Annotated in this window: 6 protein-coding genes; all 6 read left to right on the top strand. The window is 38.5% G+C overall.

The features are described 5' to 3' along the window. The first annotated feature begins 242 nt into the window (after positions 1-242). The 6 genes from yfmF to recA all read left to right on the top strand — a co-directional run bounded on the left by yfmF (position 243) and on the right by recA (position 6971). Entirely contained in the window at positions 243-1514 is a 1272-nt protein-coding gene (yfmF, locus tag JOD14_RS03350) for an EF-P 5-aminopentanol modification-associated protein YfmF (protein WP_204653281.1), read from the top strand. Then, a complete protein-coding gene (yfmH, locus tag JOD14_RS03345; RefSeq protein ID WP_204653280.1) occupies positions 1507-2808 on the top strand; it encodes an EF-P 5-aminopentanol modification-associated protein YfmH in 1302 nt (433 codons plus the stop codon). The genes yfmF and yfmH overlap by 8 nt, the downstream gene beginning before the upstream one ends. Positions 2809-2938: 130 nt before the next feature. Beyond that, positions 2939-3835, top strand: a complete 897-nt coding sequence (locus tag JOD14_RS13480; RefSeq protein WP_204653279.1) for a RodZ domain-containing protein — start codon at positions 2939-2941, stop codon at positions 3833-3835. Positions 3836-3860: 25 nt separating this feature from the next. After that, positions 3861-4439 (top strand): CDP-diacylglycerol--glycerol-3-phosphate 3-phosphatidyltransferase, encoded by a 579-nt coding sequence (pgsA, locus tag JOD14_RS03335; RefSeq protein WP_204653278.1) that lies wholly within the window; start codon positions 3861-3863, stop codon positions 4437-4439. 125 nt (positions 4440-4564) lie between these two features. Continuing rightward, on the top strand, positions 4565-5809 hold the full coding sequence (locus tag JOD14_RS03330) for a competence/damage-inducible protein A (RefSeq protein WP_204653277.1): 1245 nt from the start codon (positions 4565-4567) through the stop codon (positions 5807-5809). 121 nt (positions 5810-5930) lie between these two features. Further along, positions 5931-6971 carry a recombinase RecA gene (gene recA, locus JOD14_RS03325; RefSeq protein WP_204653276.1) on the top strand — a complete coding sequence of 347 codons (1041 nt, stop codon included), beginning with the start codon at positions 5931-5933 and terminating at the stop codon, positions 6969-6971. The last annotated feature ends 139 nt before the right edge of the window (positions 6972-7110 follow it).

The following is a 7110-nucleotide window of genomic DNA, read 5'->3' as shown; positions in this document are numbered from 1 at the left end:
CCAGTTTTGGGTCGGGTTTAGTTTCGTGCGGTCTAAATTTTGTGAAAACGATGAAAAGAGCGTTACTTATCACTTGACTTAATACCACAAGACTTTTTCATTAAGCTTAGTATAACGTGTTGTGTTTGTTTTTTGAAATAAAACGACCTTACTTTTACTTCTAGTCACAAAAAAAGAAGAAACGAAACGAGCTATGCTATAATTACAAGTAATGATAATTATTTGAATAAAGGAGTCTATTTATGGCGATTCAACTACAACCCGGCGTGAATTTAAACGTCATCACCACTGAGAAATATAAAACAATTCGGATGTATTTACGTTTTTCAACCCCGCATACCAAAAAAGCAGCTACCCAAAGAACGTTATTAACGAGCTTACTTGAAACGAGTACCTTGAACTATCCGACCCAAACGGCTTTAAGTGCGAAATTAGCGGAACTTTATGGAGCCAGTTTTGGTTTAAATGTCAGCAAACGTGGCCAAATCCACCAAGTCAATGTCGGTATGACGATTGTAAATGGGAAATATTTAAATCAACCAGGTCTTTTTTCAGAAGCCGTTCAATTTTTACGGGAAGTTCTTTTTTATCCGCATATAAAAGAGGGGCGTTTTGATGAAGCACTTTTTGAATTAGAAAAAAGTAATTTACAAGCCTATTTAGCTAGTCTTTATGAAGATAAACAAACACTGGCTTCTTTAAAATTACAAGAATTGTATTTTGGCCAAGACGAAGATCAAAAAACACCAAGTTTTAGCGGGGCCAAAGAAATTGAGACAGTCACGAATGAAACCCTTGTTTTGGCGCATCAAGCCTTGTTAGCGCAAGATCAAATTGATATTTTTGTTGTAGGGGATATTACACAAGAGCAAGTTTTAAAAGAAATGCACCATCTTGCATTTCCGCTGACTGACCGTACACCTGTTGTCCCTTTTTATAAACAAGCTTTGAGTCACCAAGTGCAAGAAGCGCGCCAAGTTGAAGAAGTTTTACAGGGGAAATTAAATTTAGGGTATGCAACCAATGTGTATTATGATCAAATTCCTGAGCGTTTTGCTTTAAGTGTTTTTAATGGTTTGTTTGGTGGCTTTCCCCATTCAAAACTCTTTATGAACGTCCGTGAAAAGGCGAGTCTCGCTTATTACGCATCGAGCAGTGTTGACTTTTTCCGCGGCTTTTTATCAGTTCAAACAGGAATTGATACGCAAAATAAAGACCAAGTACTGACACTTATCACCGAACAGCTCAACGCCTTGCAAGCTGGCGACATTCGTGAGGAAGAGCTTAGTCAAACCAAGGCGATGTTAAAAAATCAATTCTTACTTTCTTTGGATAATCCACAAGCGTTAATCGAAACGGCTTATCACCAGACTTTATTACCGCAAACAAAACTGAGTGATGAAGAAGTGTTACGCGCGATTGAAGCTGTTACGAAAGAACAAGTCCAAACGATTGCCCAACAAATTCAGCTACAAGCAATTTTCTTTTTAGATGGAGATAAAAACAATGAATAAAAAACATTACGCAACAATTAATGAGACGTTATTTGAAGAAGTGCTACCAAACGGTTTAAAAGTCTATTTATTACCTAAAAAAGGCTTCCATAAAACGTATGGTTTGTTTAGTACGAATTATGGTTCGATTGATAATCATTTTGGTTATTCTGGTGAAGGACTTAGCCAAGTTCCAGATGGGATTGCTCATTTTTTAGAGCATAAATTATTTGAAAAAGAAGAGGGCGACGTCTTTCAAAAATTTGGTGAACAAGGCGCGTCCGCAAATGCTTTTACCAGTTTTACACGCACGAGTTATTTATTTTCAACGACGAATCAAGTGAAGAAAAATTTAATGACTTTAATTGATTTTGTGCAAGACCCGTATTTTACACCGGAAACAGTCAATAAAGAAAAAGGCATTATTGGTCAAGAAATTCAAATGTATCAAGACGATCCGAATTGGCGCCAGTTTTTTGGAATCTTAAATAATATGTATCCAAAACATCCTTTACATATTGATATTGCTGGCACGATTGCGTCGATTGATGCGATTACGGCCGATGATTTGTACCATTGTTACGAGACGTTTTATCACCCAAGCAATATGACACTTTTTGTTGTAGGCGATATTGACCCAGAAGAAGTGATGGACTGGATTAAAACGAATCAAGCGAGCAAAACGTTTAGTGAAATCAAAACCATTGAACGAGTTTTCCCAGAAGAAACGGCAAAAGAAATTATTCCATTTAGCCGTTTGCAAATGCCGGTAACACGGACGAAAGCCGTTCTTGGTTTGCGTGGTTTTCAAGCTGATTTACCAGAAACGCCGGCTGAACAACTGCTGTTTCGCACGGCTTTGAACTTGCTACTACAACTTTTATTAGGCAACACGAGTCAAAATTATTTAGAATTGTATCAAGCAGGAATCATTGATGATACGTTTGGTTTTGAATTTTCGTTTGATCGCACGTTCCATTTTGCCGACTTTGCGACTGACACGCATACACCAGACGTATTTGTCGAAAAGATTCAAGCCATTTTATTAAATTTTGAAGACGATCCCGAGGTAAATGAAGCAAACTTAGCGTTACTTAAGAAAAAGATGCTAGGAAAATACTTCCAATCACTTAATTCACTTGAATACATTGCCAATCAATTTACCCAAGATTTATTTGGTGATCTAACCTTATTTGATTTACCAGAAGTCATTCAACAAGTCAGTTTAGAGCAAGTAAAAGAAGCCGGTCGTCAGTTTATTCAAGCCGATCATTTTAGTTCTTTTTATTTAGAACCAATCGTAAAAGAAGATTAAAATTTTGTTGTAGCTTTAGCAAAAACTCTTTATTCTATTGGGATTTATGGTATTCTAAAGAAAGTAAAAAAGACAGCGAGCCTTTTGGGCTGTCTCAATGAAATTCAATGATGACTGGAGAAGATAACGAGTGGGCAACGAAATTTTAATTGGTGACAAACTTCGGCAAGCTCGATTAAAGAAAAATATTAGTCTTGATGAGTTGCAACAAAAAACAAAAATTCAAAAACGCTACTTAGAAGCAATTGAAAAAGGCGCTTTTGATTTATTACCAGGTGAATACTATGTACGCACTTTTCTTCGCCAGTATGCTGAAGTGGTTGGAGAAAATGGGGATCATTTAGTTGCAATTTATGAGGGAGAAGCCATGTTTGGAGAACCTTTACCTCGTCGAGAGCAACCAATAACGGTGGAAGGATCACGAACAACTTTGCATACGAAGGGCACAAAAAGTTGGATTGATTATTTGCCGACCGTGATTATTGGTTTAATGGGATTAGGAATTATCGGAATTGTTGTCTATTCTTCGATGCAAGCTAAAAATAGCAACCCAATCATTGGTCAAATCTCTTCTGTTGAAATATTGGGGCAAACCTCAAGCACAGTCATACGTGAAAGTACGACCGACACCTCTACGTCTGATCGCACCACCACAACGACCAGTTCAACAAGTGAAAAACCTGAAATGACTCTTGTAACAACCAAAGATGCATTGGATCAAAACCAAGTCAATGTTGCCGTGAAGGATGCAACCGACCCCATTGCGTTTACTTTTACCGGCTTAAATGACCGTTGTTGGATTGGTGTGTATGTGGATGGCAAGGAAATCTTCCAATACGCTTTTTCTAAAGGAGAAGAAGAAACTTATACGTTACCAGCAGCAACAAAAGAAGCGCAAATTGTGATCGGTGCTAGCAAAAATATTGGGATTGCAGTGAATGGTCAAACCATTGCTTTTAGTGAAGAAGACACGTTACCAATTCGTAAAGAATTACATTTTACAATCACGTATCAAGCAAACGAATAACTTTTAAAGATTAAAGGAGAAAAAAATGAATTTACCAAACCAATTAACGGTTTTAAGAATTTTTATGATTCCCGTTTTTGTTATTATTTTAGCCGTACCACTTGATTGGGGGAGCTTGAGTGTGGGCGGGGTTACGCTAGCGGTGACTCATTTAGTGGCAGCAATTATTTTTGCACTAGCCAGTATTACGGATTGGCTTGACGGTAAAATTGCCCGATCTCGTGGTTTAGTGACGAATTTTGGCAAGTTTGCCGATCCATTAGCGGATAAAATGTTAGTCATGAGCGCTTTTATTATGTTAGTGGCGCTAGACAAAGCACCTGCTTGGGTGGTGGCGGTCATCGTTTGTCGAGAATTAGCGATTACCGGCTTGCGCTTATTGTTAGTGGAAGACGGAGAAGTAATGGCTGCTGCTTGGCCAGGAAAAGTGAAAACCGCAACTCAAATGTTGGCCATTATTTTACTATTAATTCAAAATATTCCTTTTGCTCTTTTCAATGTACCGCTTGATCAAATCATGTTGTATGTGTGTTTGATTGCTACGGTTTATTCTGGGGTAGATTATTTTGTTAAGAACAGTCACGTCTTTAAAGGTTCCATGTGAAACATTCATAAAAATTGATTCAAAAGTTTGATTTTTTAGCAGGGAAATACGAATTCGTATTTTCCTGCTTTTTAAAATAAAAAGACCAAAAAAGAGTATCTTATAGATAGGAGTTGTGAAATCGCATGAAAGCAGAAATTATTGCTGTAGGAACAGAATTACTACTAGGTCAAGTTGTCAATACGAACGCGACTTTTTTAGCCAAAGAATTGGCCGGATTAGGTATTGAAGTTTATCATCAAAGTGTCGTAGGTGACAATGGTGGAAGGTTGCTCGAACAATTAAAAATTGCGGAAAAACGCAGCGACTTACTCGTTTTATGTGGGGGCTTAGGGCCAACCAAAGACGATTTGACAAAACAAGTTGTCGCGAAACATGTCGGTCAAACACTTGTACAAGATGAAGTAGGTTACACACAACTGATGACTTATTTTTCGCAGCGCCCACAACCAATGGCTGAAAATAATCTACTACAAGTTTTACGTTTTAAAGAAGGCGTTGCTTTGCAAAATCCAACCGGTTTAGCTGTCGGGATTTTTTATACAGATCCAAGTACAAAAGTCAGTTACTTACTCTTGCCTGGTCCACCGAGTGAACTAAAAGCAATGTTTTATCAAGAGGCGATGCCGTTACTCATGCAACAATTTTTATTAGATGAACAACTCTATTCACGTGTTTTGCGATTTTACGGGATTGGTGAGTCACAATTGGTCACGGAGTTGTCTGATTTAATTGAAAATCAGACCAACCCAACAATCGCGCCTTACGCCAAACCAAATGAAGTCACGTTACGTTTAACCGTAAAAACGGCAGATGAAAGCACCGGACAACAACAATTACTTTTATTGGAACAACAAATTTTAGCACGCGTTGGTCAGTATTTTTATGGTTATGGTGAAGAAAATTCTTTGGCAAAAGTCGTTGTTGATTTACTAAAAGAAAAAAAGAAAACTGTAACAGGTGTCGAAAGCTTAACGGCTGGCGCTTTTCAAGCGACACTAGGTAGTATTTCAGGTGTTTCGCAAGTTTTTCCCGGTGGTTTTGTCACCTATTCCGTGGCAACCAAAGAAGGCTTTTTAGGTATGCCTGCAACCATTATTGAACAATTTGGTACAATTAGCCGGGAATGCGTCGAAGCAATGGCTACTTATGGCCGAAGAAAAGCACAAACCGATTATGCAGTTGCTTTTACGGGTGTCGCAGGACCAGAGACGGTTGAAGGCCAGGTAGTCGGTACGGTTTTTATAGCGGTTGCTAGTGAAAAAGGGGTCATAAGTGCGCAATACCATTTCCCACGTGATCGTCAAGCGATTCGTCAAAGAGCAGTCATGGCGGGGCTTGATTTATTGCGACAAGAATTATTAAAATAAGACGAATGTTTGTTCGGTTTTTCTTGCTTTTTTTCTTTTAAACCGCTATGATAGGAATGTACATAAAATAAAATGAAAAATGATTTAAATGATAGAATCCAATTCCAAGGAGGAATAAAGAGTGGCAGATGATCGTAAAGCAGCTTTAGATGCTGCATTAAAAAAAATTGAAAAAAACTTTGGTAAAGGTTCAATTATGAAACTTGGCGAAAAAGCCGACCAACGAATTTCAACCATCCCAAGTGGCTCATTAGCGTTAGACGTTGCTTTAGGTGTTGGTGGTTACCCAAGAGGACGAATTATTGAAGTTTATGGACCAGAAAGTTCTGGTAAAACAACGGTGGCGCTTCATGCGGTAGCAGAAGTTCAAAAAAATGGTGGAACCGCTGCTTTTATTGATGCAGAACATGCCCTTGACCCACTTTATGCTGAAAAATTAGGAGTAAACATTGACGAATTACTCCTTTCACAACCAGATACCGGTGAACAAGGTTTAGAAATTGCGGACGCTTTAGTTTCAAGTGGTGCCGTAGATATCATTGTCATTGACTCGGTTGCAGCATTAGTACCAAGAGCTGAAATTGATGGTGAGATGGGTGATGCTCACGTTGGTCTGCAAGCCCGTTTGATGTCACAAGCTCTACGTAAGTTATCAGGTACAATTAACAAAACGAAAACAATTGCTTTATTTATTAACCAAATCCGTGAAAAAGTGGGTGTCATGTTTGGAAACCCAGAAGTTACACCAGGTGGTCGTGCATTGAAGTTTTATGCGACGGTTCGTTTAGAGGTACGTCGTGGGGAACAATTAAAATCAGGGACAGATATCATCGGAAATCGAACGAAAATTAAAGTAGTTAAAAATAAAGTAGCGCCACCATTTAAAATCGCTGAAGTGGATATCATGTATGGCGAAGGAATTTCCCAAGTTGGTGAACTTCTTGATATGGCTGCTGAAAAAGATATTATCGATAAAAGTGGTGCTTGGTACTCTTATAAAGGGGATCGAATTGGCCAAGGACGCGAGAATGTTAAGAACTACATGAAACAGCACCCTGAAATGGTCGCTGAAGTTTCGGCTCGTGTTCGAGATGCATATGGGATTGGGACCGGTGAAACGTTAGTTGAGGAAGTCCAAGAAACATTACCGATTGAAGAATAGACTGGCAATAAATTTTTGTAACCTGGAAAGCCTGTAAAAAGGGTATCCAGGTTTTTTTATACAAAAAATGAAACGCGATGCTTATTTTTAGGGCTTAAAGATAAAACTGGTCGTGTGAACAACAAAAGTTCGAACCAAA

Origin of the sequence: Enterococcus lemanii, from assembly GCF_016909125.1 — a bacterium.
GTDB lineage: Bacteria > Bacillota > Bacilli > Lactobacillales > Enterococcaceae > Enterococcus_I > Enterococcus_I lemanii.
Note: the sequence above shows the minus strand (reverse complement) of the source record. Positions and strands in the feature narration are given on the sequence as shown.

What these genes read in the sequence shown, in the direction of transcription:
- JOD14_RS03330 (WP_204653277.1), top strand. Translation starts at nt 4,565, where the DNA reads ATGAAAGCAGAAATTATTGCTGTAGGAACAGAATTACTACTAGGTCAA.
- yfmF (WP_204653281.1), top strand. Translation starts at nt 243, where the DNA reads ATGGCGATTCAACTACAACCCGGCGTGAATTTAAACGTCATCACCACT.
- pgsA (WP_204653278.1), top strand. Translation starts at nt 3,861, where the DNA reads ATGAATTTACCAAACCAATTAACGGTTTTAAGAATTTTTATGATTCCC.
- yfmH (WP_204653280.1), top strand. Translation starts at nt 1,507, where the DNA reads ATGAATAAAAAACATTACGCAACAATTAATGAGACGTTATTTGAAGAA.